This window comes from Pseudomonas deceptionensis, from assembly GCF_900106095.1.
Taxonomy (GTDB): Bacteria; Pseudomonadota; Gammaproteobacteria; order Pseudomonadales; family Pseudomonadaceae; genus Aquipseudomonas; species Aquipseudomonas deceptionensis.
This window is the reverse complement of sequence record NZ_FNUD01000002.1, coordinates 4,654,146-4,677,132: the sequence shown is the minus strand read 5'-3', so window position 1 is coordinate 4,677,132 and position 22,987 is coordinate 4,654,146. Positions and strand designations below refer to the sequence as shown.

Annotated in this window: 19 protein-coding genes, 5 tRNA genes and 1 riboswitch; of the genes, 18 read left to right on the top strand and 6 right to left on the bottom strand. The window is 58.0% G+C overall.

The annotated features are described in order from the left end of the window. The first annotated feature begins 341 nt into the window (after positions 1-341). The 7 genes from BLW11_RS21640 (at position 342) to astE (ending at position 8,151) form a co-directional block, all read left to right on the top strand. Positions 342-1,562 carry an aspartate aminotransferase family protein gene (locus BLW11_RS21640; protein WP_048359777.1) on the top strand — a complete coding sequence of 407 codons (1,221 nt, stop codon included), beginning with the start codon at positions 342-344 and terminating at the stop codon, positions 1,560-1,562. Between the two features lie 154 nt (positions 1,563-1,716). After that, positions 1,717-2,736 carry an arginine/ornithine succinyltransferase subunit alpha gene (gene aruF / locus BLW11_RS21635; protein ID WP_048359776.1) on the top strand — a complete coding sequence of 340 codons (1,020 nt, stop codon included), beginning with the start codon at positions 1,717-1,719 and terminating at the stop codon, positions 2,734-2,736. A gap of 55 nt (positions 2,737-2,791) precedes the next feature. Beyond that, a complete protein-coding gene (gene astA / locus BLW11_RS21630) occupies positions 2,792-3,829 on the top strand; it encodes an arginine N-succinyltransferase (protein ID WP_048359775.1) in 1,038 nt (345 codons plus the stop codon). Beyond that, positions 3,826-5,295: a succinylglutamate-semialdehyde dehydrogenase gene (astD, locus tag BLW11_RS21625; RefSeq protein WP_193790181.1), complete on the top strand. Its 1,470-nt coding sequence runs from the start codon at positions 3,826-3,828 to the stop codon at positions 5,293-5,295. The genes astA and astD overlap by 4 nt, the downstream gene beginning before the upstream one ends. A 122-nt stretch (positions 5,296-5,417) precedes the next feature. Then, positions 5,418-6,764, top strand: coding sequence for an N-succinylarginine dihydrolase (gene astB, locus BLW11_RS21620; protein ID WP_048359773.1), 1,347 nt, complete (start codon positions 5,418-5,420; stop codon positions 6,762-6,764). 66 nt (positions 6,765-6,830) lie between these two features. Further along, positions 6,831-7,127, top strand: coding sequence for a topoisomerase II (locus BLW11_RS21615; protein WP_048359772.1), 297 nt, complete (start codon positions 6,831-6,833; stop codon positions 7,125-7,127). Positions 7,128-7,140: 13 nt separating this feature from the next. Beyond that, the gene (gene astE, locus BLW11_RS21610; RefSeq protein WP_048359771.1) at positions 7,141-8,151 is read left to right on the top strand and encodes a succinylglutamate desuccinylase; all 1,011 of its coding nucleotides are present in this window, start codon (positions 7,141-7,143) and stop codon (positions 8,149-8,151) included. 49 nt (positions 8,152-8,200) lie between these two features. Here the strand turns inward: astE and BLW11_RS21605 are convergent, their stop codons facing one another. Then, on the bottom strand, positions 8,201-8,713 hold the full coding sequence (locus BLW11_RS21605; RefSeq protein ID WP_048359770.1) for a 6,7-dimethyl-8-ribityllumazine synthase: 513 nt from the start codon (positions 8,711-8,713) through the stop codon (positions 8,201-8,203). A gap of 131 nt (positions 8,714-8,844) precedes the next feature. Beyond that, positions 8,845-9,015, bottom strand: a riboswitch (FMN riboswitch). A 217-nt stretch (positions 9,016-9,232) separates the two neighbouring features. On the opposite strand from BLW11_RS21605, the gene ltaE reads away from it, so the two are divergent. From ltaE to mgtE, 9 genes are all read left to right on the top strand, one after another. Continuing rightward, a complete protein-coding gene (ltaE, locus tag BLW11_RS21600) occupies positions 9,233-10,237 on the top strand; it encodes a low-specificity L-threonine aldolase (protein WP_048359769.1) in 1,005 nt (334 codons plus the stop codon). Positions 10,238-10,383: 146 nt separating this feature from the next. Further along, positions 10,384-13,002 (top strand): alanine--tRNA ligase, encoded by a 2,619-nt coding sequence (gene alaS / locus BLW11_RS21595; protein WP_048359768.1) that lies wholly within the window; start codon positions 10,384-10,386, stop codon positions 13,000-13,002. 83 nt (positions 13,003-13,085) lie between these two features. Next, positions 13,086-14,321, top strand: coding sequence for an aspartate kinase (locus BLW11_RS21590; protein ID WP_048359767.1), 1,236 nt, complete (start codon positions 13,086-13,088; stop codon positions 14,319-14,321). Positions 14,322-14,509: 188 nt separating this feature from the next. Continuing rightward, positions 14,510-14,698 (top strand): carbon storage regulator CsrA, encoded by a 189-nt coding sequence (gene csrA / locus BLW11_RS21585; protein ID WP_003175645.1) that lies wholly within the window; start codon positions 14,510-14,512, stop codon positions 14,696-14,698. 61 nt (positions 14,699-14,759) lie between these two features. Beyond that, positions 14,760-14,850: transfer RNA gene (locus tag BLW11_RS21580), tRNA-Ser, on the top strand. A gap of 107 nt (positions 14,851-14,957) precedes the next feature. Then, a tRNA-Arg gene (locus tag BLW11_RS21575) sits at positions 14,958-15,034 on the top strand. Between the two features lie 71 nt (positions 15,035-15,105). Further along, positions 15,106-15,182 (top strand) — tRNA-Arg (locus tag BLW11_RS21570). 70 nt (positions 15,183-15,252) lie between these two features. Beyond that, positions 15,253-15,329, top strand: a tRNA-Arg gene (locus BLW11_RS21565). A gap of 423 nt (positions 15,330-15,752) precedes the next feature. Then, the gene (mgtE, locus tag BLW11_RS21560) at positions 15,753-17,195 is read left to right on the top strand and encodes a magnesium transporter (RefSeq protein ID WP_048359766.1); all 1,443 of its coding nucleotides are present in this window, start codon (positions 15,753-15,755) and stop codon (positions 17,193-17,195) included. A 112-nt stretch (positions 17,196-17,307) separates the two neighbouring features. On the opposite strand, the gene BLW11_RS21555 is transcribed toward mgtE, so the two are convergent. From BLW11_RS21555 to BLW11_RS21545, 4 genes are all read right to left on the bottom strand, one after another. Then, on the bottom strand, positions 17,308-17,634 hold the full coding sequence (locus tag BLW11_RS21555) for an Arc family DNA-binding protein (protein WP_048359765.1): 327 nt from the start codon (positions 17,632-17,634) through the stop codon (positions 17,308-17,310). Between the two features lie 275 nt (positions 17,635-17,909). Then, positions 17,910-18,086, bottom strand: coding sequence for a PA3371 family protein (locus BLW11_RS24030; protein ID WP_162837864.1), 177 nt, complete (start codon positions 18,084-18,086; stop codon positions 17,910-17,912). Positions 18,087-18,116: 30 nt separating this feature from the next. Beyond that, entirely contained in the window at positions 18,117-18,356 is a 240-nt protein-coding gene (locus BLW11_RS21550; RefSeq protein WP_048360182.1) for a hypothetical protein, read from the bottom strand. A gap of 253 nt (positions 18,357-18,609) precedes the next feature. After that, positions 18,610-20,148, bottom strand: a complete 1,539-nt coding sequence (locus BLW11_RS21545; protein ID WP_048359764.1) for an NCS1 family nucleobase:cation symporter-1 — start codon at positions 20,146-20,148, stop codon at positions 18,610-18,612. A 538-nt stretch (positions 20,149-20,686) separates the two neighbouring features. Here BLW11_RS21545 and BLW11_RS21540 point away from each other — a divergent pair. Together BLW11_RS21540 and BLW11_RS21535 are read left to right on the top strand one after the other, a co-directional pair. After that, positions 20,687-20,763 (top strand) — tRNA-Arg (locus BLW11_RS21540). A 284-nt stretch (positions 20,764-21,047) separates the two neighbouring features. Further along, positions 21,048-21,722 carry a DUF3313 domain-containing protein gene (locus BLW11_RS21535; protein ID WP_048359762.1) on the top strand — a complete coding sequence of 225 codons (675 nt, stop codon included), beginning with the start codon at positions 21,048-21,050 and terminating at the stop codon, positions 21,720-21,722. A gap of 61 nt (positions 21,723-21,783) precedes the next feature. On the opposite strand, the gene BLW11_RS21530 is transcribed toward BLW11_RS21535, so the two are convergent. Further along, positions 21,784-22,965 (bottom strand): fumarylacetoacetate hydrolase family protein, encoded by a 1,182-nt coding sequence (locus BLW11_RS21530; protein ID WP_048359761.1) that lies wholly within the window; start codon positions 22,963-22,965, stop codon positions 21,784-21,786. Positions 22,966-22,987 lie beyond the last annotated feature (22 nt).

The window sequence follows — 22,987 nt, the reverse complement described above, 5'->3', positions numbered from 1 at the left end:
CTGAAAAAAAGCGCAAATACCTGCTGTATGCCTGCCTGCATGGATCAATATTCAGCGCCCTGCCAATACACATTTAACACCCGATCAGCACTGCGTCTCAGGCGTGCGCTGAAACCTGGTTGCTTTGGCAAAATCAAAATGTCATGAAGCTGCCGCAAAGACCTCCCAACGTTTAAACTGCGCCTTTGTGACGGAATATGTCGCATTGCCGAAAGCCCGGGCAAATCATGGTTTAGCGCTGTAAGAAGTTGTCGCTTGGCGGCAAGGCTTGACCCCCATCTGTCCTTACAATCCCCCATCGCTCGCCAGTTTAGGCAGGCGTTCCTCTCCAGGAGACTCCGATGTCCGTTGAGCAAGCCCCGGTGCAACGCGCCGATTTCGACCAGGTCATGGTTCCCAACTACGCACCTGCAGCCTTTATTCCTGTGCGCGGCGCCGGCTCCCGAGTCTGGGACCAGGCGGGTCGTGAACTGATCGACTTCGCAGGTGGCATTGCCGTTAACGTATTGGGTCATGCCCATCCGGCCCTGGTGGGTGCGTTGACTGAACAGGCCAATGCCCTGTGGCACGTGTCCAACGTCTTCACCAACGAGCCGGCGCTGCGCCTGGCCAAGAAGCTGGTGGATTCGACCTTCGCCGAGCGCGTATTTTTCTGCAACTCGGGTGCTGAAGCCAACGAGGCCGCCTTCAAGCTGGCCCGTCGTGTCGCGCACGACCGTTTCGGCGCTGAGAAGTACGAAATCATTGCCGCGCTCAACAGCTTCCACGGCCGTACCCTGTTCACCGTTAACGTGGGCGGGCAGTCGAAGTACTCCGACGGTTTCGGTCCAAAAATCACCGGCATCACCCATGTCCCGTTCAACGATCTTGACGCGCTGAAAGCGGCGATCTCGGACAAGACTTGCGCTGTGGTGCTGGAGCCGATTCAGGGCGAAGGCGGCGTGCTGCCGGCCGAGCAGGCTTACCTTAAAGGCGCCCGCGAACTGTGTGACCAGCACAATGCGCTGCTGGTGTTTGACGAAGTGCAAACCGGCATGGGCCGTACCGGCGAGCTGTTTGCCTACATGCATTACGGCGTGACCCCGGACATCCTGACCAGCGCCAAGAGCCTGGGCGGCGGTTTCCCGATCGCAGCCATGCTGACCACCGAAGCGCTGGCCAAGCATCTGGTTGTCGGCACCCACGGCACCACATACGGCGGCAACCCGCTGGCATGTGCCGTCGGCAATGCCGTGATTGATGTCATCAACACCCCTGAAGTGCTGGAGGGCGTCAAAACCAAGCACGATCAGTTCAAAACCCGCCTTGAGCAAATCGGCCAGCAATACGGCCTGTTTACAGAAGTGCGTGGCATGGGCCTGTTGATCGGTTGTGTGCTGAGCGATGCCTGGAAAGGCCGCGCCAAAGACATTTTCAACGCCGCAGAAAAAGAAAACCTGATGATTCTGCAGGCTGGCCCCGACGTGGTGCGTTTTGCTCCGAGTCTGGTCGTTGAAACAGCCGATATCGAAGAGGGCCTGAACCGCTTCGAGCGCGCCGTTAAAACGCTGACCCAAGCCTGAGTGTGACCTCGACGCCTGAGTTGTCAGGCGTCGAACCGAATTCTATGTGCCGGGCCTGAGCTTTGAATGTGGGAACTGGCACGCCAGCGCCCACAGGTAAAAAGCAGGTCCGGTACGTCCCCTCTATGTAGTTCAAGGATTAAGGAGTGACACCATGCTGGTGATGCGCCCCGCGCAAATGGCTGATCTGGGCGAGGTACAGCGTCTGGCTGCGGACAGCCCGATTGGTGTCACTTCATTGCCGGACGATATCGAACGCCTGCGCGACAAGATCGCCGCGTCCGAAACCTCGTTTGCCGCCGAAGTCAGTTTCAACGGCGAAGAGAGCTACTTCTTCGTCCTTGAAGACACGGCCACCGGCAAGCTGGTGGGCTGCTCGGCGATCGTGGCTTCGGCCGGTTACTCGGAGCCGTTTTACAGCTTCCGTAACGAAACCTTCGTTCATGCCTCCCGCGAGCTGAAGATCCACAACAAGATCCACGTCCTGTCGCAGTGTCATGACCTGACCGGGAACAGCCTGCTGACCAGCTTTTATGTGGTCCCCGAGCTGGTGGGTTCGACCTGGTCGGAACTCAACTCCCGTGGTCGCCTGCTGTTTGTGGCCAACCACCCGGAACGCTTTGCCGACTCGGTAGTGACCGAGATCGTCGGTTACAGCGATGAAAATGGCGACTCTCCGTTCTGGGACGCCATTGGCCGCAACTTCTTCGACTTGAACTACGCCGCCGCCGAGCGTCTGTGCGGGCTCAAAAGCCGCACCTTCCTCGCCGAGCTGATGCCGCATTACCCGATTTACGTGCCGCTGCTGCCCGACACTGCCCAGGAAGCCATGGGGCAGGTCCACCCGCGGGCGCAGATCACCTTCGACATTCTGATGCGCGAAGGCTTCGAGACCGATCATTACATCGATATTTTCGACGGTGGCCCAACCCTGCATGCACGGGTTTCGGGTATTCGCTCAATCGCCCAAAGCCGCGTGGTGCCGGTCAAAATCGGTGAGCTGAGCAAAGGCGGTGGTCGCCAGTACCTGGTGGCCAATGCCCAGTTGCAGGACTACCGCGCCGTATTGCTGGAGCTTGATTGGGCGCCGGGCAAGCCGGTCACGCTGGATCTGGAAGCGGCCGAAGCACTTGGCGTTGGCGAAGGTGCCAGCGTACGAGTGGTGGCGGTTTAACGCGTTTGAGCGAGTTTCGCGGGGTTCGTCAGCGAGCCCTGTCTGAGGAGATAGCATGATCGTTCGTCCTGTACGCAACAGCGATTTACCGGCCCTGATTGAGCTGGCACGTAGCACCGGCACTGGCCTGACCACCTTGCCGGCCAACGAAGAGCGCTTGCTGCATCGTGTCACCTGGGCTGAAAAAACCTTCCGTGGCGAAGCCGAGCGTGGCGATGCGGACTACCTGTTTGTGCTCGAAAACGACGAAGGCAAGGTGGTAGGTATTTCCGCGATTGCCGGCGCCGTAGGCCTGCGTGAGCCTTGGTACAACTTCCGGGTGGGCCTGACCGTCAGCGCCTCCCAGGAGCTGAATATCTATCGCGAAATCCCGACCCTGTTTTTGGCCAACGACCTGACCGGCAACTCGGAGCTGTGCTCCCTGTTCCTCAGCGCCGACTCCCGCACCGGCCTCAACGGCCGCATGCTGGCCAAGGCGCGGATGCTGTTTATCGCGGAATTCCCGGAGCTGTTCGGCAACAAGATCATTGCCGAAATGCGCGGCATGTCCGATGAAGCCGGGCGCTCGCCATTCTGGGAAAGCCTGGGCCGGCACTTCTTCAAAATGGAATTCAGCCAGGCGGACTACCTGACCGGCGTGGGCAACAAGGCCTTTATTGCCGAGTTGATGCCCAAGTTTCCGGTGTACACCTGCTTCTTGTCCGAAGACGCCCGCGCGGTGATCGGCAAGGTGCATACCCACACCGAACCGGCCTTGAACATGCTTAAAAGCGAAGGCTTCAGCTACCAGGGTTATGTCGATATTTTTGACGCAGGCCCGGCAGTGGAATGCGAAACCAGCAAAATCCGCGCGGTACGCGAAAGCGAGCCGCTGGTGCTGGCCATCGGCACCCCGGGTGACGATGCCACGCCTTACCTGATCCACAACCGTAAACGCGAAGATTGCCGCATCACCGCCGCACCTGCGCGCCTGGCAGCCGGCACCCTGGTGGTCGACCCGCTGACCGCCAAACGCCTGCAATTGACCGCAGGTGATCAAGTGCGCGCGGTGACGTTGTCTGCCCAGCCAGTAGCCCCACGGGAGTCGAAATAATGAGCACGTTGTACATCGCAGGCGCCTGGCAGAACGGGCAGGGCGAAGCCTTTGAATCGCTGAACCCGGTAACCCAGCAAGTGCTGTGGGCAGGTAATGGCGCCAATGCCGAGCAGGCTGATGCCGCCGTCAAGGCTGCACGTCTGGCTTTCCCGGCCTGGGCCAAGCGTTCTTTTGAAGAGCGCCTGAGCGTGCTTGAAGCGTTCGCCGCCAGCCTTAAAAGCCACGCTGACGAACTGTCGCGCTGCATCGGTGAAGAAACCGGCAAGCCCCTGTGGGAGTCGGCCACCGAAGTCACCAGCATGATCAACAAAGTGGCGATCTCGGTACAAAGCTACCGCGAGCGCACGGGTGAAAAAAGCGGCCCGCTGGGTGATGCCACGGCCGTTTTGCGCCACAAGCCACACGGTGTAGTGGCCGTATTCGGCCCGTACAACTTTCCGGGCCATTTGCCCAACGGGCATATCGTTCCGGCCTTGCTGGCCGGTAACGCCGTGGTGTTCAAGCCGAGTGAACTGACCCCCAAAGTCGCCGAGCTGACGGTCAAGTGCTGGATCGAAGCCGGCCTGCCTGCGGGCGTGCTGAACCTGCTGCAAGGCGCGCGAGAAACCGGCATTGCGCTGGCGGCACACACCGGCATCGACGGTTTGTTCTTCACCGGATCGAGCCGTACCGGCAATGCCCTGCATCAGCAGTTCGCCGGGCGCCCAGACAAGATCCTGGCCCTGGAAATGGGTGGCAATAACCCGCTGGTGGTTGACCAGGTGGCCGATCTTGACGCTGCGGTCTACACCATTATCCAGTCGGCGTTTATCTCTGCCGGCCAACGCTGCACCTGCGCCCGTCGCCTGCTGGTACCACAAGGGGCATGGGGCGACAGCCTGTTGAACCGTCTGGTTGAAGTCAGCGAGAACATCGAAGTTGGCGCCTTTGACCGCCAGCCTGCACCCTTCATGGGCTCGGTAATTTCCCTTGGCGCTGCACAGGCCCTGATGGATGCCCAGGAAGTGCTGCTGGGTTCGGGCGCTGTTGCCTTGCTGGAAATGACCCAGCCGGACAGCAATGCAGCCTTGCTGACACCAGGCATTATCGATGTGACTGAGGTCAGTGACCGTTCGGACGAAGAGCTGTTCGGGCCGTTGCTGCAAGTGATTCGCTACGCCGATTTCGACGCGGCGATTGCCGAGGCCAACAACACGGCGTTCGGTCTGGCAGCAGGTTTGTTGTCAGACTCCGAAGCACGTTACCAGCAGTTCTGGCTTGAAAGCCGTGCCGGGATCGTGAACTGGAACAAGCAGTTGACGGGCGCGGCGAGCAGCGCCCCGTTTGGCGGTGTCGGAGCGTCGGGCAACCATCGCGCCAGTGCCTATTACGCGGCGGATTATTGCGCGTACCCGGTGGCTTCCCTGGAAACGCCGACCCTGTCGTTGCCTGCGGCGCTGACCCCGGGCGTGCGTTTGTCGTAACGCGTATCTCATCCTTGTGGGAGCGAGCCCGCTCGCGAAGGTCGCTAAGGTTGACGCCTTCGCGAGCGGGCTCGCTCCCACAAGGGATGTATGACTTATAACCGTTTGCCGGAGCCTCACCGATGAAGTCCTTTGAAGTCAATTTTGACGGTTTAGTGGGGCCGACCCATAACTACGGCGGTTTGTCGTTTGGCAACGTCGCTTCCCAGAGCAACAGCCAGCAGGCTTCCAACCCCAAGGAAGCCGCGCTGCAAGGCCTGGAAAAAATGAAAGCGCTGATGGACATGGGCTTTGTCCAGGGCGTGCTGGCCCCGCAAGAGCGCCCGGACGTTGCCGCTTTGCGCAGCCTGGGTTTTGCCGGCACAGACGCTCAGGTCATTGAGCGCGCCGCCAAAGAAGCCATGCCATTGCTGGTTGCCAGCTGCTCGGCATCGAGCATGTGGGTGGCCAACGCGGCCACGGTCAGCCCGAGCGCGGATACCGCAGACGGGCGCGTGCATTTCACGGCGGCCAATCTCAACTGCAAATTCCACCGCAGCATCGAGCACCCGACCACCAGCCGTGTGCTGGGCGCGATGTTTGCCGATCAGCAGCACTTTGCGCACCACGCGGCGTTGCCGGCTGTGGCGCAATTTGGCGATGAAGGCGCGGCGAACCACACGCGTTTTTGCCGTGAGTATGGCGAGGCGGGTGTGGAGTTCTTTGTGTTCGGGCGCAGCGCGTTCGACAGCCGCTACCCGGCACCGCAAAAATATCCTGCCCGCCAGACACTCGAGGCCTCCCAGGCTGTGGCCCGTTTGCACGGTTTGAGCGAAGAAGGCGTGGTGTTTGCCCAGCAAAACCCGTCCGTTATCGACCAGGGTGTGTTCCACAACGATGTGATCGCAGTGGGCAATGGCGAGCTGCTGTTCCATCACCAGGATGCGTTCCTCAATACCGAGCAGATGCTGGCCGAACTGCACGGCAAGCTGGCTGCGCGCGGTGGCAACTTCCAGTCGATCAGCGTGCCGCGCGATCAGGTGGCCGTGGAAGACGCGGTGCGTTCGTACCTGTTCAACAGCCAGTTGCTCAGCCGTGCAGACGGTTCGATGCTGCTGATCGTGCCCGAAGAGTGCCGCGCCAACCCGCGTGTCTGGCAGTACCTGCAAGGGCTGACGGCGGCTGGCGGACCGATTCGAGAGGTCAAGGTGTTCGACCTCAAGCAGAGCATGCAGAACGGCGGTGGTCCGGCATGCCTGCGGTTACGGGTCGCACTCAATGAAACCGAGCTGGCGGCAGTCAACCCGGGGGTTATCATGACCGCGCCGTTGTATGACACGCTGACCCGGTGGGTAAACAAGCACTACCGTGATGCCCTGCGCGAAAGCGACCTGGCCGACCCGCAATTGTTGCTTGAATGCCGTACGGCATTGGATGAACTGACGCAAATCCTTAAGCTGGGCGCGGTTTACCCCTTCCAGATCAATTGAACAGTTGCGTGCCTGAGCGATTATTAGCGCCGGGCACGCACCTTACCTCCCAATGAGAGCGAAATAATGACCGATACCCTGAAGCTGATCCTTGAAGATACCGACGGCACCCAGCTGGAAACCAGCTGCACCCGCGTCGCCGTCATGTGGCAGGGCAAAGAGTTGTGGATCCAGCAAGACGGCCGTGGCCAGTTGCTGATCGGTGTTGACGTTGAAGAAGGCGATGCCGAATACGCCAACCTGCTGCTGCGTCCATTAGCGACTAACCTTGTCAGCTTGCAACTGGAAATGGAACCGGCTGATCTGAGCGATGACGAAGATGGTGAAGAAGGTCATGTGCACGGCCCAGACTGCAACCACTGATTAAGGATGCACTATGCTCGCTCTCGGCAAACTGCTTGAACTGACCTTGGCCGGACGTGAACCGGCCGAGAAAACTCAACTGACTGTCGACGGCGTGCGGATGCGCTGGCTGACCGAAGGCGCGCTTGAAGTGCGCCCACCCGAAGTTCGCGACAACGGCCTGGATCTGTTGTTGTCAGCCGGCATCCACGGCAACGAAACAGCGCCGATCGAGTTGCTTGATCGCCTGTTGCAGGCCATTGCGCGGGGCGAAATCAAACCCCGTGCACGCATTCTGTTCCTGTTCGGCAACCCGGGTGCCATGCGCACCGGGGCACGATTTGTCGAAGAGGATCTCAACCGGCTGTTCAACGGTCGCCACGAAACCAGCAGTGGCCCTGAAGCCTTGCGCGCGTGCGAGCTTGAACATCTGGCCGAAACATTTTTCAGCCCGCCTGAACGCACCCGTCTTCACTACGATTTGCACACGGCAATTCGCGGTTCGAAGATCGAGCAGTTCGCGCTGTACCCTTATAAAGAAGGGCGGGCCCATTCCCGCAACGAACTGGCCCGTCTGCGCGCTGCCGGAATGGAAGCGGTGCTGTTGCAAAACAAGCCGTCGATCGTTTTCAGTGCCTATACCTACGACAAGCTGGGTGCCGAGGCATTCACCCTGGAGCTGGGCAAGGCCAGGCCTTTTGGGCAGAACGGCGGAGTCAATGTCGAACGCCTTGAGCTGCGCTTGCAGCAGATCATTGAAGGTACCGAGTCGCCACTGGCCGAAGCATCACTGGACGGTTTGCAGCTGTTCAGCGTGGCCCGCGAAGTGATCAAGCACAGCGATGCATTTATCCTGCACTTGCCGGCGGATGTCGAAAACTTCTGTGAGTTGCCCAAGGGCTATTTGCTGGCGCAGGACACGGGCAAGACCCGCTGGATTATCGAAGAAGAAGGTGCCCGGATTATCTTCCCCAACCCGAAGGTGAAGAATGGCCTGCGTGCCGGGATGATTATCGAGCCGGCTCGGGCTTTGGCGTTAGCTTAGGCGGCAACAAAAAAAGGCCCTGATAGGGCCTTTTTTTATGCGTCGGGTATTACACCGCGCGTTTTTGCTGGCTGTCCATGCGCTTGATGTTGCGGATCTTGTGCAGGGTATCGGCGCAGGTTTTTGCAGCTTCTTCGCCTTTGTGTACGAAGTGGTCAAAGAAGAACTTCTGGTGTTCTTCGCCGGCATGGAAGTGGTGCGGGGTCAGGCTGACCGAGAACACCGGCACTTCAGTTTCCAGCTGGACTTGCATCAGGGCGCTGACCACGGTCTGGGCCACGAAGTCGTGACGATAGATACCGCCGTCTACGACCAGTGCTGCACCGACGATGCCGGCATAACGGCCGGTCTTGGCCAGCAGCTTGGCATGCAGCGGGATTTCAAAGGCGCCGCCGACTTCAAAGAAATCGATGTCGCTTTCCTGGTAGCCCTGCACCAGCATTTCGGCCAGGAAGCCTTTGCGGCTTTGGTCGACAATCTCTTTGTGCCAGCAAGCCTGGATAAACGCTACACGCTCGTTGTGGTGGTTTTTGCTTTTGCTATCGATTGCGGTGGGTTGCATGTTCAGACTCCTGTTTGTGTGAAAAACAGGGCATATGAATCGAATGGGATTTAAGGGTGCGCTCAGACGGGTAGCGCACGGCCCTTGAGCCTCGACACATACCCGTCTGGTTGACGGCCCTTTGGCGCCAATCCCGTTCTCTCTTCATCCGGACTATGACCGTCGGCCCCGGGATCACACCGGGTCTGCTGACCTTGACCTGTCCTCAGCCGAAGCCGATGGATCTGCCAAGCGCTCGCGGGCTATGCGCATTGCGCGCAATTACCGCCGGTGGGGAGTTACACCCCGCCCTGAGAACGTTGCCGCCAGCCTTTCTGGCGGCGGACATTTTGTATCACAAATGTTTCAAGGATGCATTGATGCTTTTTGCTAATAGCCATCAATTTTTCTGATTGCTTTGTTCACGGATTCTCACGTAAACCCTTGAATATGAGCAATCTTGCCCACCGTGCTCTTGTTCGAAAGGGAATACCCCGATTAGCATCCAGTGCTGATTACTTAATTGCCGAGGCTTCTCCAATGACTGTTATCGATCTTCGTAGTGACACCGTGACGCAACCCAGCATCGGCATGCGCGAGGCCATGGCGAATGCGCCAATGGGCGACGATGTTTATGGCGAAGATCCTTCGGTCAACAAGCTGGAGACCGAACTGGCCTTGCGTCTTGGTTTTGCCAGGGCGCTGTTTGTGCCAACCGGCACCATGAGCAACCTGCTGGCGCTGATGGCGCATTGCGGCCGCGGTGATGAATATATCGTCGGCCAGCAGGCCCATACCTATAAGTATGAAGGCGGCGGGGCGGCGGTATTGGGCTCCATTCAGCCGCAGCCGCTGGAGGTTCAGGCGGATGGTTCGCTGGACCTGGGGCAGGTCGCTGCCGCGATCAAGCCTGACGATTTCCACTTTGCCCGCACACGTCTGCTCGCGCTGGAAAACACCATGCAGGGCAAGGTGTTGCCGGTCGAGTATCTGGCCGCCGCCAGTCGCCTGACCCGCGAGCATGGCCTGGGGCTGCATCTTGATGGCGCGCGCCTGTACAACGCGGCCGTCAAGTTGGGGGTCGACGCTGGAGAAATTACGCGCCACTTCGATTCGGTATCGGTGTGCCTGTCCAAGGGCTTGGGTGCGCCCGTGGGCTCTGTGTTGTGCGGCACCGCAGACCTGATCGGCAAAGCCCGGCGCTTGCGCAAAATGGTCGGCGGCGGCATGCGCCAGGCCGGTCAGTTGGCGGCGGCGGGGTTGTATGCGCTGGATCATCAGGTTGAACGTCTGGCCGATGACCATGCCAATGCCCAGTTACTGGCCGAAGGGCTGCGCGCAGCCGGTTATGAAGTTGAGCCGGTGCAGACCAATATGGTGTACGTTCAGATCGATGAGCGTGCCGAAGCCCTCAAGGCCTTTGCGGCCGAGGAGGGAATCAGGCTCAGCGCCTCGCCGCGCTTGCGAATGGTGACGCACATGGATGTCAGTCGCAGCCAGATTGAACACGTAATAGCCGTTTTTGCCGAGTTTTCCCGCCAATAAGCTTGCGATCCGTCCAATTGCTTGTCGCTATCGTATAAACACGCTGTACCCGGGGCGAAGGGCCGATATAATGCGGCCCTTTGCGAGTCGCACTGTCGATTGACGTGATTTACTTGCCCCTGGCCTCAGCCTCCGTGGAAGAACCTATGAAAAGCGCAGAAATCCGTGAAGCCTTCCTTCGCTTCTTCGAGGAGCAAGGTCACACCCGTGTCCCTTCCAGCTCCTTGGTCCCTAATAACGATCCAACCCTGCTGTTCACCAACGCGGGGATGAACCAGTTCAAGGACTGTTTCCTGGGTCAGGAAAAACGTGCCTACACCCGAGCGACCAGCAGCCAGAAGTGCGTGCGCGCCGGCGGCAAGAACAGCGACCTGGAAAACGTCGGTTACACCGCACGTCACCACACTTTTTTTGAAATGCTGGGCAACTTCAGCTTTGGCGATTACTTCAAGAAAGATGCGATCAACTTTGCCTGGACCTTCCTGACCGGCGTATTGAAGCTGCCTAAAGACAAGCTCTGGGTAACGGTCTACGCCAGCGATGACGAAGCCTATGACATCTGGACCAAAGACGTCGGCGTACCTGCCGAGCGCATGATCCGTATCGGCGACAACAAAGGCGCGCCCTACGCGTCGGACAACTTCTGGACCATGGGCGATACTGGCCCGTGCGGTCCTTGCACCGAGATTTTCTACGATCACGGCCCTGAAATCTGGGGCGGCCCACCGGGCTCGCCAGACGAAGACGGTGACCGTTACATCGAAATCTGGAACAACGTGTTCATGCAGTTCAACCGCACCGCCGATGGCGTGTTGCATCCGTTGCCAGCGCCGTCGGTCGATACCGGCATGGGCCTGGAGCGGATCAGTGCGGTGATGCAGCACGTCAACTCCAACTACGACATCGACCTGTTCCAGAGCCTGCTCAATGGCGCGGCGCAAGCCATCGGCTGTGCCAACGAAGGCCAGGCATCGCTCAAGGTTGTCGCCGACCACATCCGTTCGTGCAGCTTCCTGATCGCTGACGGTGTATTGCCATCGAACGAAGGCCGCGGCTATGTGCTGCGCCGCATCATTCGTCGCGCCTGCCGTCATGGCAACAAGCTGGGCGCTACCGGCAACTTCTTCTACAAGATCGTCGCGGCCCTGGTGGCCGAGATGGGCGAGAGCTTCCCGGAGCTGGTGCGCGAGCAGGCCAACATCGAGCGCGTGCTCAAGGCTGAAGAAGAGCAGTTCTCCAAGACCCTGGAGCAGGGCCTGAAAATCCTCGAGCAGGACTTGGCTGACCTCAAGGGCACCGTGGTTCCTGGCGACGTGGTGTTCAAGCTTTACGACACCTATGGCTTCCCGATGGACCTGACGGCCGACATCGCCCGTGAGCGCAACCTGACCGTGGACGAAGAAGGCTTCGAGCGCGAGATGGAAGCCCAGCGTGTGCGTGCACGTTCGGCCAGCTCTTTCGGTCTGGACTACAACACTCTGGTTAAAGTCGACGTGCCGACCGAGTTCATCGGTTACACCGCCACCCAGGCTCCGGCCAAGGTTGTTGCGCTCTATAAAGACGGCCAGTCGGTTGCCAGCTTGAGCGAAGGCGACGAGGGCGTTGTGATCCTCGATCAGACTCCGTTCTACGCTGAGTCGGGCGGTCAGGTCGGCGACTGCGGTTACCTGCAAGCGGGCGCAGCGCGTTTTGACGTGCGCGACACCACTAAAACCGGCGGCGCGTTCCTGCACCACGGCGTGGTTGCAGCGGGTGGCCTGGAAGTTGGTCAGGCCGTTGACGCCAAGGTTGACGCTGATGTGCGTCACGCCACGGCGCTGAACCACTCGGCAACGCACTTGCTGCACGCGGCCTTGCGCCAGGTGCTGGGTGAGCACGTTCAACAGAAAGGTTCATTGGTAGACAGCCAGCGCATGCGATTTGACTTCAGTCACTTTGAAGCGATCAAGCCTGAGCAGATCAAGGCCCTTGAAGATATCGTCAACACGCAGATTCGTAACAACACGCCTGTTGAAACTGAAGAAACCGACATCGAAACCGCCAAGCAAAAAGGCGCCATGGCGCTGTTTGGCGAGAAGTACGGCGACAACGTGCGCGTACTGAGCATGGGCGGTGATTTCTCGGTTGAGCTGTGCGGTGGTATTCACGCCAAGCGCACCGGTGATATCGGTTTGATGAAAATCACCAGCGAAGGTGGTGTAGCCTCCGGTATCCGTCGTATTGAAGCGGTGACGGGCGCGGCAGCACTGGCTTACCTGAACGCTGCCGAAGAGCAGCTCAAGGAAGCCGCCAGCCTGGTCAAAGGCTCGCGTGAGAACCTGGTCGACAAACTGTCGGCGGTTCTTGAGCGCAATCGCCAGCTGGAAAAACAACTCGAGCAATTGCAGGCCAAGGCCGCAAGCGCTGCCGGTGATGATCTGTCATCGTCGGCGGTAGACGTAAAAGGCGTGAAAGTGCTGACCGCTCGCCTGGACGGTCAGGATGGCAAGGCGCTACTGGCGCTGGTAGATCAGCTGAAGAACAAGCTCGGCCGTGCAGTGATCCTGCTCGGCAGTGTCCATGAAGACAAGGTTGTACTGGTTGCAGGCGTAACCAAAGACCTGACTGGCCAACTCAAAGCCGGTGATTTGATGAAGCAGGCCGCTGCGGCAGTGGGCGGGAAGGGCGGTGGTCGTCCGGACATGGCGCAAGGCGGCGGTGTTGATGCTGCAGCCCTGGACGCCGCGCTGGCCCTGACTGTGCCATTTGTCGAGCAAGGTATCTGAGGTCCAGTACGCGCCATCGTCTAGTGATGGCGCGTCGTTTGAATGATAAATGGGCGCCCTTTATGGGCTGAGGCTGCTTTGAAATGGCTTTGATCGTACAAAAATTCGGAGGCACCTCGGTCGGCACTGTCGAGAGAATCGAGCAGGTCGCCGATAAAGTTAAGAAGTTCCGCGAAGCCGGCAATGATCTGGTGATCGTGCTGTCTGCCATGAGCGGCGAAACCAACCGCCTGATCGACCTGGCCAAGCAAATCAGTGATCAGCCGTTACCCCGTGAGCTGGATGTGATTTTGTCCACGGGCGAGCAGGTGACGATTGGTCTGCTGGCAATGGCGCTGAACAAGCGCGGTGTGCCAGCGGTGTCCTACACCGGCAGCCAGGTACGTATCCTGACGGACAGTTCGCACACCAAAGCCCGCATCCTGAAAATTGACGACCAGAAGATTCGCGCAGACCTCAAGGCCGGGCGTGTGGTTGTGGTTGCAGGTTTCCAGGGTGTGGATGAGCACGGCAACATCACCACCCTGGGCCGTGGCGGCTCTGACACCACCGGTGTGGCGCTGGCGGCGGCCCTTAAGGCTGATGAGTGCCAGATCTACACGGATGTCGACGGTGTTTACACCACTGACCCACGGGTTGTGGCAAAAGCTCAGCGTCTGGAAAAGATCACCTTCGAAGAAATGCTGGAAATGGCCAGCCTGGGCTCCAAGGTGTTGCAGATCCGGGCTGTCGAGTTCGCAGGCAAGTACAACGTACCGCTGCGCGTTTTGCACAGCTTCAAGGAGGGTCCAGGCACCCTTATTACTATTGATGAAGAGGAATCCATGGAACAGCCGATCATTTCTGGTATTGCGTTCAATCGCGATGAAGCCAAGCTGACCATCCGTGGCGTGCCAGACACCCCGGGTGTGGCATTCAAGATTCTGGGCCCGATCAGCGCGGCCAACATCGAAGTCGACATGATCGTGCAGAACGTTGCGCACGATAACACCACCGACTTCACCTTCACCGTACACCGCAATGACTACAGCGCTGCCCAAAGCGTGCTGGAAAACACGGCGCGTGAGATCGGTGCCCGCGAGGTGGTGGGTGACACCAATATTGCCAAGGTTTCGATCGTTGGCGTGGGCATGCGCTCGCATGCGGGTGTTGCCAGCCGCATGTTTGAATCGCTGGCCAAAGAGAACATCAACATCCTGATGATCTCGACCTCCGAGATCAAAGTGTCGGTGGTGATCGAAGAGAAGTACCTGGAGCTGGCCGTGCGTTCCCTGCATACCGCTTTTGATCTGGACGCGCCTACCCGACAGGGTGAGTAACGCGTTGCCAGAAGGGCGCGGTTGATCCGCGCCCTTTGTTTTTTGAGCAGCGTGACCGAAGACCTCCAGTTTCGTCATGCTGGTCGATACTTAAGGAGCACAGGGCGCTATAGCTATTTAGCTAGTAGGCCTGGGCTCTTTTTTTTTGCAGACTGTTGTTCCTGAAATGAAAGCGTGAGGAGAGACGTATGCTGATTCTGACTCGCCGGTGTGCAGAGAGCCTGATCATAGGCGATGGCGAAATTACTGTGACCGTGCTCGGCGTCAAAGGAAACCAAGTACGAATTGGTGTGAACGCCCCAAAAGAAGTGGCGGTGCACCGTGAGGAGATCTACCTGCGGATCAAGAAGGAAAAGGACGAAGAACCAAGTCTTTAATTTTATTTAAGTTTTTAGTTGCATGCGGGGAAAAGGCTGGTTATTATACGCCCCGTGTTGCGGAGAGGTGGCCGAGTGGCCGAAGGCGCTCCCCTGCTAAGGGAGTACATCTCAAAAGGGTGTCGGGGGTTCGAATCCCCCCTTCTCCGCCATTATTCAAGTAGCACGTTTGATCTAGCCGGTTTCAGTAAGTTGTTGAAATTATTGAAAAAAAAGCTTGGCAGAGAGATTAAACGGTCTATAATACGCAGCTTCAAATGCACTCGTAGCTCAGCTGGATAGAGTACTCGGCTACGAACCGAGCGGTCACAGGTTCGAATCCTGTCGAGTGCACCATTTCAAAGGTTAGTTGCTTCGGCGGCTAACTTGCTTCAACCAGCGGTGGTCTGGTCTATCAAACACAACTTGCACTCGTAGCTCAGCTGGATAGAGTACTCGGCTACGAACCGAGCGGTCACAGGTTCGAATCCTGTCGAGTGCACCATTTAAGAGTTAGTTGCTTCGGCGGTTAACTTGGCTTCAACCAGGGTGGTCTGGTCTATCAAACACAACTTGCACTCGTAGCTCAGCTGGATAGAGTACTCGGCTACGAACCGAGCGGTCACAGGTTCGAATCCTGTCGAGTGCACCAAACACCAAAAAGCCTGCATCTGATGCGGGCTTTTTGCTGTCTGGGATTTGAGTAATCCCAGGCATGTCGTCGCACCGTGCACTGCTGTCATTCGGCAGACTTCTCGCCTGTTTACTCTTGCAGTGGCTACCGGAACCCACCGGCGATGGTTTTTTCCGGGGTGTGTGCCCTGGGCGAATCATTTTGCGTCGCACAGGCATCGCGCAAACAAAGTCTGGCGGCGTCCCGCAAGCTTTTGTTATCCCCGAGATTTTTGCGTCATAAATTTTTAAGCCGTGTATGATTGCGCCCGTCAGCCCCGCCGGGGCTTGTGGAACACCTCCATGGACTTACCCAGTAGTAACTCAGCATCCCGTTTTTCCAATCATGAATTGACTGATTGATCCTTCCGGCGTGCCCTGCTGCTGGGAGTGGAGTTCGCCTATGACCGAAGTTGAAGTAAAGAAAACGCAAGACAGCCTGCAAAGCCGCCTCGCTCAAGTTATTGAGCTGCTTAATCGCCAGCGTGTGGTCGAAGACCTGACTCATCGTCAGGAAGGCCATCACCATGATCGGGTCGAGAACCTGGTCCACCGGCAAAACCTTGTCGAGCTCCAGCGTAAACTGGAAGACCTGCACTCCGCAGACGTTGCCTATATCCTCGAAGCATTGCCGCTGAACGACCGTCTGACGGTCTGGCAGTTGGTCAAGGCTGATCGCGATGGCGACATCCTGCTCGAGGTTTCCGACTCGGTACGTGAAACCCTGATCGCCGATATGGACGATCACGAGCTCCTGGCTGCGGCCAAGGAGATGGACGCCGACGAACTCGCTGACCTGGCCCCCGAGCTGCCGCGAGACGTCGTCCATGAGCTGATGGAGACCCTTGATGGCCAGCAGCGTGAGCGTGTTCGCTCCGCACTGTCCTACAACGAGGATCAGGTCGGCGCCCTGATGGACTTTGAGATGGTAACGATCCGTGAGGACGTCAGTCTTGAAGTCGTACTGCGTTACCTGCGTCGTCTAAAAGAGTTGCCGGGCCATACCGACAAACTGTTTGTGGTCGACTACGACGGCGCACTCAAGGGTGTGTTGCCGATCAAGCGCTTGCTGGTCAATGACCCTGAAAAACAAGTGTCCGAAGTGATGGCCAGCGATCCGGTGAGTTTTCACCCGGACGAAGACGCCTACGATGCCGCACAGGCGTTTGAGCGTTATGACTTGATTTCGGCGCCTGTGGTCGACAAGAACGGCAAGCTGATCGGCCGTTTGACCATCGATGAAATGGTCGACTTGATCCGTGAGGAAAGCGAAAACGAAGTCCTCAACATGGCGGGTTTGCGTGAAGAGGAAGATATTTTCGCGTCAGTCTGGAAATCCCTGCGTAACCGCTGGGCCTGGCTGGCAGTCAACCTGGTTACGGCGTTCATTGCTTCGCGGGTGATCGGCCTGTTCGAAGGCTCGATTGAAAAGCTGGTGGCGCTTGCCGCACTGATGCCGATCGTGGCCGGTATTGGCGGTAACTCCGGCAACCAGACCATCACCATGATCGTACGGGCGATGGCCCTCGATCAGGTCAACACCGGCAGCACCTCGCGCCTGATGCGCAAGGAGCTGGCTGTAGGCCTGATCAACGGCCTGGTGTGGGGTGGGGTGATCGGTATTGTCGCGTACCTGCTGTACGGCAGCTGGTCACTGGGCGTGGTGATGACCGCAGCGATGACTCTGAACCTGCTGCTGGCAGCGCTGATGGGTGTGTTGATCCCCATGACGCTTGCCAGGATGGGGCGTGATCCGGCCATGGGGGCAAGTGTGATGATCACTGCCATGACCGACAGCGGCGGGTTCTTTATCTTCCTGGGGCTGGCAACTATTTTCCTGCTCTGATGGCTCACGGCCTGATCCGACAACCGTCGGGTCAGGCCGTTTTTGTCTGCGGCGTGTGCAGCGCCCATAAAAAAAGCCAGCGCAATGCTGGCTTTTTTGTACCCGGGTTAAATCAGGAGGCTTCGGATGCGGCTTCGGCATCGTGGGCAATCAGTGAAACCAGGGCGTTTTGTTGGCGGTGCGACAGTTGGCGGAAGCGTTGCAGCAGCTCACGCTCATGCAGGGAAAGTTCAGGGCTGTCCAGGCGCATGCTGGGTTCTTCGCCCAATGCACCTTCCTGGATAAGGCTTTGCTCCAGGCGGGCAATGATTTCTGAGTTCATGCTGCGGTGATGATTGCGAGCCACCTCGGCGATGCGCTCGCGCATTCCGTCTGGCAGGCGCACGACGAACTTGTCAGCCGTACGGCTGGAGTAAATTGCCTGTTTCAATGGGCGCATTATAGTTAACCGGTTAGTTCAGGGGAGCGGTTCTCGGAAATTGGCCGCAGGATGTGATTTAAGACCGTCCTTATGGCCAAATGTTCAACCTGAATTGCTAAGAGGCGCGCATCATGCCTCAAATCTGCCACTTCCCTAGCGTCAATTCTGTGACAAATATTGAACCGGATAAAGGCGTTATGCCAGTAGTGATTATCAAAAATATGCACTGGTTTTGATAGCGTACTGGTTTACCGCTGATCTAAAAAGACACGGGGCCTTGTCAGATGGTTGTTTCAACGTAACTGCGGGTCAAACTTGATTCTGCGCCCGATAACCAGGGCCACCAGCCAGCAACCGAAAAAAACAGCCGAAGCGATCAGCGGCAGATTACCGAATTCATTACGATCCAATACATCAAGGGCGAGGCTCGCTAACGCCATCATCAACAACGCCAAAGCAATTTTGGGCATGTTTTTCCATCACTCTTCTCAATGTGCCAGTCAAAAGACCCAGCCCTTTCCCACGGTAGTTTCCCTTGTGACGGGATGCTCGGTGGTCACCTGAGGTGACACCTTGCTTGCGCCGGTCATCACCGCGATTTGTGCCTGCGGCTTGGGGGGCTTGCTGTAGGTAGTTGCCAGCTCAACCTGTTGCTCAGCCACAGCGGGTGCAGATTGAAAGTGGAAGACCACCAGTACGGCCAGTGCAAGGGCGTTTAACAGTAAAAGCGTGCTGTTCATGGCGCTCATCTCTGAATGCATGGGCGGGATACTGTTAATAGAGCAGTCTTCGTGCCAACTGTAACTGGTTATAAAACCCTTATAAAACAGTGGTTTGGGCGGTCATTCTGGAGGGGTTTGATTGCAATTTGCAATGATGGCTTTTTGATGCAGTGCAAATTGCACGATGTGCGTCGGACGGCTTGAGAAGGGCGAACTGGATCCGGGCATCTGGCTTGCCCGGTGCGGTCTGGGCGAGCCAGACCGCAATGCATCAATGGCTGGCGTTATCGACCGCGATGGATTCCCCGCTGACCTGGGCGTAGTGAGGTTGGCGTTTGGCGATGATCAGGTAGAGCATCGCTGCGATACCGGCACCAATCAGCCATGAGAATGGCGATACGGTATGGAAACCCGGAACGAGCGCCAGAACGATTGCGATCAGCGCGGCCGGAATAAATGCCGCAACAGCACGTAAATTGACGCCGCGGGAGTAGTAGTAAACCCCGGTCGGGTCCTCGCTGTACAACGCCGGTACATCCACCTGACCTTTTCGTACCAGCCAGTAGTCGACCATGATCACGCCATACAGCGGGCCGAGCAGGGCGCCCAGGCCGGACAGGAAGTAAACAATCACCAACGGGCTGTTAAAGAGGTTCCATGGCAGGATCACCACCGCGATGGTTGCGCTGATCAGCCCGGCCCGGCGGAACGTCAGGTACTTGGGGGCCAGGTTGCTCAGTACGAACGCCGGTGCGACGAAGTTGGCCATGATATTCACCGCCACCGTCACAATCAGAAACGCCAGGCAGCCCAGCACCAGGAAAAAGGTGTTCGGGATAGAGGCAATAATTTGTGTCGGGTTCTCGATTATCTTGCCGTTGATTTGAAACTGGGCGCCGCACAGCAAGACGGTAATACCCGCGAATACCAGAATATTGACCGGTAGCCCCCAGAAATTACCGACCTTGATGGTTTTGCAGCAGGGGGCCGAGCGTGAGAAGTCACTGAAGTTCAGGATCATCGTGCCGTAAATGGCCAGCCACAGCGCCCCGCCTGCAAACACGTTGCGCCATACCTCGCTGCTGCTCAACGGCTCGCGATTCGACCACGCGATGGTGCCGTTGGCCTGAAAGCACATCCAGGTGGCGAGGCAGATCACTGTCAGCAAAATCACCGGCCCGGCAAAGGCTTCATAGCGGCGAACCATTTCCATGCCGTAGGCGAGGATCGCCAGCTGCACCAGCCAGATCGCCACAAAGCAGACCCAGCCCAGGCTCGACAGCCCAAGGATCGAGTCGTGGTCATAGGCGGCAAAGCCGGGGTGGATGGCGGTGAGCAACACTCGCAAGACCACTGAAGCCAAATACGTCTGAATCCCGAACCAGGCGATGGCGATAACAGCGCGTATCAGCGCCGGAATCTGTGCGCCATGAATGCCGAAGCTGATACGGCTGATCACTGGAAACGGCACGCCCGTCCTCTGGCCCATATAGCCCGAAAGGTTCATGAAGTTGAACACCAGTGCTGCGCCGATCCCCAGTGAAAGCAGGATTTGCCAACCGTTCAGCCCCAGCGCGTACAGCCCGATGGCGAATGAGTAGTTGGCAATGTTGTGCACATCGTTGGTCCACAGCGCAAAAATACTGTATCGGCCCCAGCGTCGACCTTCGGCTTTGGTCGGTGCCAGGTCGTTGTTGTGCAAGCGCGGGCTGAGTGCCAGCGTTGGCGAAACGAAGCCCGAAACGGGGAGGGGGGTTGAAACCGGGGAAGGTAAATCCAGTGCGAGGGTATTGGAGAGTCTTGAACGCATTCTGGCAAGCTCCTGATGCCCGCTGGCGTGATGACTGTTCATGAGCGTTGGCTCGACAAATCTTCGTCACGGCAGCGGTAATCACTGGTTGAGAGAGTCCGCGGTATGCCTGCTTTATGCTGCAGGCTACGAAACAATGTGTACTTAGTTTTTGTTTGTTTTGTATACAAGTGCCGTGTGGGTGTAAGCGATATTCATGCCAGCGCAAAGGCAGGGAGCAGTCGCGGGGCTCGCAGGTCGCTTTGTTATTTTTCAACTCGCTGAAAACAAAAGAATTTCTGTTTTTTATTTGAGTGCTGAAAAATCAGCAGAGGGAAAGGCGGTGCATCGATGATCGATTTTAATCAAGGAGATAGTTGTTACTTTTTGATGCAAAAAGAATGTTTGGTGATCTCTGGTGCACCATTACGTGACGTTTTGTATACGATTTTCGCGTGGTGACTGAATTCAGGGCGTTGTAGTCGGCGTCTGACAGTTAAAAAGGCCACACACGACATGACAAACAAAGGCCCGGCCGTTACCATGCTCGCCGGCATTTGTCTCAGTAGCTCAATTGGATAGAGCATCCCCCTCCTAAGGGGAAGGTTGCAGGTTCGAACCCCGCCTGGGACACCACACATACAAGGCCTTGCAAGCCGATCACCGGGCATCTCACTTTATGGGTGCCAGCAGGGTGACAGCAGCAGGCCAACAAAAAAGCCCCGCCGGGCATGAACCGGCGGGGCTTTTTTGTTTGGGCGCAGCGCTCGCCATATTTCAACCCGGAAACAAAGCAGACATCTTCAAGCAAGGTCTGAATGTCAGCATCCGGCTCCTCTTCGGCAAGACCCTTTTTCATGCCTGTCCCGGGCACGTCTTCGCTGTGCTGGCATCTCGTTAAACGCAAAAGTGAGAAACACATGAACATGGTTCACAAGCTCTTATCCGGTGTCGTGTTGAGCAGCCTGCTGCTCAGTGGCTGCACGTCCAGGATTACCGACAAAGAGCAGTACTCCAACTTTCTGTTCGACTACAACGACCTGCAGGAAGTGACCACCACCAGCGGCGAGAAGTCGATGCGTTGGGTCAGCCCTTCGTGGAACCCGAGTGCTTATGACACGGTTGCGTTCAAGCAACTGGAGTTCTTCCCGGAGCCTCGGCCCGATGACAGGACCAACCTCAAGACCCTCGAAGAGCTGCAGGCGTACATGACCCTCAGCACTAAAAACATTCTCAGCGAGAAGTACCGGGTGGTGATGAATACCCATCTGGCGCCTGCCGGTTCGCGCACGCTGATCATGCGTGCGGCCATTACCGGTGTTTCGGCGTCGAACGAAGGCATGCACTGGTATGAAGTGGTCCCTGTCGCCGCCTTGGTCGGCAGCGTGACGGCGGTGACCGGTCACCGCGACCAGGACTCCGAACTTTACGTTGAAGCCGAATTTATCGACGCGGGCACCGGCGAGACGGTGGCCAAAGTGGTTCGCAAAGTCTTCGGTGAAACACTGGAAAACGCCAGCCAGCCCGTCACCGCCAATGATTTCAAAGTAGCGATCAAGAAAGTAGGCGGTGATTTGCGGGCGTTTATCCGCTAACGACCAATACCCCGCCCGGCCTTGGTGGCCGGGCGGGGTGCAAAGGTCTGATTGACAGCGCTTACCCCAGCAGCCCCCGCTGCGCCAGGTTCTTCATTAATGCCCCGACCCCAAACGCCCATTGCGGGGCCTGGTCGCTGCCGGTGACGCGGTTGTGCAACGCACCCAGCGTTGGTGATGAAATGCTCACCACGTCGTCCGCTTTGTGGGTGAAGCCTTGACCCGGTTGGTCGCGGTCTTCTGTCGGTGCGAACAGGGTGCCCAGGAACAGCACAAAGCCGTCCGGGTACTGGTGGTTGGCGTTGAGCGTTTGTTCGGCCAGGTCTGCCGGGTCGCGGCTGATCTGGTTCATTGAGCTTTTGCCGTCCAGTACGTAGCCGTCCATGCCTTCAACCCGCAGGGTCACCTCGCACTGGCGCACGTCGTCGAGGCTGAAGTGTTCGTCGAACAGGCGAATAAACGGCCCCAGTGCACAGGACGCGTTGTTGTCCTTGGCCTTGCTCAGCAGCAGCGCGCTGCGGCCTTCGAAGTCGCGCAGGTTGACGTCGTTGCCCAGGGTGGCGCCGTGAATCCGGCCCTGGCTGTCCACCGCCAGCACCACTTCCGGTTCCGGGTTGTTCCAGCTCGAACCCGGGTGGATGCCGATGGCGTTACCGCTGCCCACGGCCGCCAGGATCGGCGCCTTGGTGAAGATTTCGGCGTCCGGACCAATGCCGACTTCCAGGTACTGCGACCACATGTTTTGCTCGATCAGCACCTGCTTGAGGCGCATGGCTTCGGGCGAACCGGGGCGCAGGTCGCGCAGGTTGTTGCCAATCACTTCATGCACCAGGCCCCGGACTTCTTCGGCACGCAGGGCGTCGCCACCGGCTTTCTCCTCGATCACCCGTTCAATCATGCTGGCGGCGAAGGTCACGCCCGCCGCCTTGATCACTTGCAGGTCCACAGGGGCCAGCAGGGTGGGCTTGGCCATGTCGCGCTGCTCGCCACTGTTGGCCAGCAGGGCCTGGATCGTGCCCAGTGAGGTACCGCTGAGCTCGCGCACGTTTTGCAGCGGGTTGTCGCTGTCCAGCAGCAGGCTCAAGGTGGGGAAGTGTGCGGTGCAGTCGATCACTTGGCCGTCACGAATCACCACCACGGCCGGGCCGCCATGGTCGCCGGGCAGCCAGACGCGACCGACCAGCGTTGCGCGTTGCCAGTCATTGGGCAGGGAGTTTTCTACGGTCAATTGCAGCGTTTGCATAGGCCTGATCCTTGAAAAATAG

Bases quoted from the DNA above. Each gene is read 5' to 3' on its own strand.
- BLW11_RS21640 (WP_048359777.1), top strand. From the start codon at position 342: ATGTCCGTTGAGCAAGCCCCGGTGCAACGCGCCGATTTCGACCAGGTC.
- aruF (WP_048359776.1), top strand. From the start codon at position 1,717: ATGCTGGTGATGCGCCCCGCGCAAATGGCTGATCTGGGCGAGGTACAG.
- astA (WP_048359775.1), top strand. From the start codon at position 2,792: ATGATCGTTCGTCCTGTACGCAACAGCGATTTACCGGCCCTGATTGAG.
- astB (WP_048359773.1), top strand. From the start codon at position 5,418: ATGAAGTCCTTTGAAGTCAATTTTGACGGTTTAGTGGGGCCGACCCAT.
- BLW11_RS21615 (WP_048359772.1), top strand. From the start codon at position 6,831: ATGACCGATACCCTGAAGCTGATCCTTGAAGATACCGACGGCACCCAG.
- astE (WP_048359771.1), top strand. From the start codon at position 7,141: ATGCTCGCTCTCGGCAAACTGCTTGAACTGACCTTGGCCGGACGTGAA.
- BLW11_RS21605 (WP_048359770.1), bottom strand. From the start codon at position 8,713: ATGCAACCCACCGCAATCGATAGCAAAAGCAAAAACCACCACAACGAG.
- ltaE (WP_048359769.1), top strand. From the start codon at position 9,233: ATGACTGTTATCGATCTTCGTAGTGACACCGTGACGCAACCCAGCATC.
- alaS (WP_048359768.1), top strand. From the start codon at position 10,384: ATGAAAAGCGCAGAAATCCGTGAAGCCTTCCTTCGCTTCTTCGAGGAG.
- BLW11_RS21590 (WP_048359767.1), top strand. From the start codon at position 13,086: ATGGCTTTGATCGTACAAAAATTCGGAGGCACCTCGGTCGGCACTGTC.
- csrA (WP_003175645.1), top strand. From the start codon at position 14,510: ATGCTGATTCTGACTCGCCGGTGTGCAGAGAGCCTGATCATAGGCGAT.
- mgtE (WP_048359766.1), top strand. From the start codon at position 15,753: ATGACCGAAGTTGAAGTAAAGAAAACGCAAGACAGCCTGCAAAGCCGC.
- BLW11_RS21555 (WP_048359765.1), bottom strand. From the start codon at position 17,634: ATGCGCCCATTGAAACAGGCAATTTACTCCAGCCGTACGGCTGACAAG.
- BLW11_RS24030 (WP_162837864.1), bottom strand. From the start codon at position 18,086: ATGCCCAAAATTGCTTTGGCGTTGTTGATGATGGCGTTAGCGAGCCTC.
- BLW11_RS21550 (WP_048360182.1), bottom strand. From the start codon at position 18,356: ATGAACAGCACGCTTTTACTGTTAAACGCCCTTGCACTGGCCGTACTG.
- BLW11_RS21545 (WP_048359764.1), bottom strand. From the start codon at position 20,148: ATGCGTTCAAGACTCTCCAATACCCTCGCACTGGATTTACCTTCCCCG.
- BLW11_RS21535 (WP_048359762.1), top strand. From the start codon at position 21,048: ATGAACATGGTTCACAAGCTCTTATCCGGTGTCGTGTTGAGCAGCCTG.
- BLW11_RS21530 (WP_048359761.1), bottom strand. From the start codon at position 22,965: ATGCAAACGCTGCAATTGACCGTAGAAAACTCCCTGCCCAATGACTGG.